The organism is Sulfurovum sp. (genome assembly GCA_026990595.1).
Classification (GTDB): domain Bacteria; phylum Campylobacterota; class Campylobacteria; order Campylobacterales; family Sulfurovaceae; genus Sulfurovum.
Genome location: JALXCZ010000008.1, coordinates 176,463 through 177,913, shown reverse-complemented (window position 1 = coordinate 177,913; position 1,451 = coordinate 176,463). Strand labels below are relative to the sequence as shown.

Annotated in this window: 1 protein-coding gene; it reads left to right on the top strand. The window is 42.0% G+C overall.

Annotated features, from left to right (window positions below):
- Positions 1–1,362 (top strand): immunoglobulin-like domain-containing protein (locus MVE01_RS03055; protein WP_472560690.1); only part of this gene is annotated, 1,362 nt, incomplete at its 5' end.
- Positions 1,363–1,451: the final 89 nt, after the last annotated feature.

Here is a 1,451-nt window from a genome sequence, read left to right as displayed (position 1 = left end):
GCAAATATTGTGATAGATGCCTCAGCAGTAGATACTTCTACAGTAGGAAGTTATACAGTAACGTATGATGTGAATGATACCGCAGGCAATGCGGCAACGCAAGTTACAAGAACAGTTGATGTGGTCGATACAACAGTTCCTACTATTACATTATCCGGAAATGCAACAGTAGATGTGGAAGTAGGAACAGCTTACACAGATGCCGGTGCTACAGCGAGTGATAATGTTGACGGAGATATTACGGCAAATATCGTGATAGTAAATCCTGTGAATACCAATGTAACAGGAACCTATACGGTAACCTATGATGTAAATGATACAGCAGGCAATGCTGCGGCTCAGGTGACAAGAACTGTGAATGTGGTTGACACAACAGCACCGGTCATCACCTTGACAGGAGATGCTACGGTCAACCTTCTTGTAGGTGCGACCTATACAGAACAGGGAGCGACCTGTACAGATAATTATGATGCAAGCTGTAATGTGAGTATAGGCGGTGATACGGTTGATACTTCAACTGTTGGAACCTATACAGTAACCTATGATGCCAATGATACAGCAGGCAATACCGCTACGCAAGTTACAAGAAGCGTGAATGTCACAGCCGGGAATGCACCGGTCATTACCTTGAACGGCGATAATCCGTATAGTGTTGAAGTACATACAACATATACTGATCCGGGGGCAACAGCAACAGATACGGAAGACGGAAATGTTCCTGTGACAAATGATTCTGCAACATCGGTCAATATGGCAGTAGTAGGAGACTATACAGTAACCTATACATCCACAGATTCACAAAACAATACCACACATGCGACCAGAACTGTTAAAGTTGTGGACGCACCTGTTGTAACAGATACGGATGGAGACGGTATTCCTGATGCAACAGATCCAGATGATGACAATGACGGTATTTTAGATGGTGCAGATGCAGATGTAAATGGTGACGGCACAGTGGATAACGGAACAGACAGTGACGGTAACGGTATCAATGATGCCAATGATCCTGACTGGTTCACGTATGAAGAGAACAATGGTGTTAAAACGGTAATTATAGCATCTGTAGGTTCTGAAATAGCATCTGAAGATGGAGATGCAACTGTAATACCTAATCCAGCAGCAGATAAGATTACACTGAACGTTGAAAATGCGAATGGATGTACTGCTTATGTAGAAGCTTCAAAAGATGGAAGTGTTATAACAGGATATAAAGGTACTTGTCAAACTGCAGGGAATACATTAAAAGATGGAACAGCATTCCCAGTTGGCACAAAATCCGTAATTAAGTCAAAAGGTGCTTCCATTGAAAGTACAGTAAAATTAAAGATGAATGAGTATTTCATCATAGGAGGCAAATAATGAGAGCAGTAAAACTAAATATGATCATACTTGGTACCGTAAGTGCATTTTTTCTGAGTGCCTGTGGTGGAGGAAATGCACCGACAGAT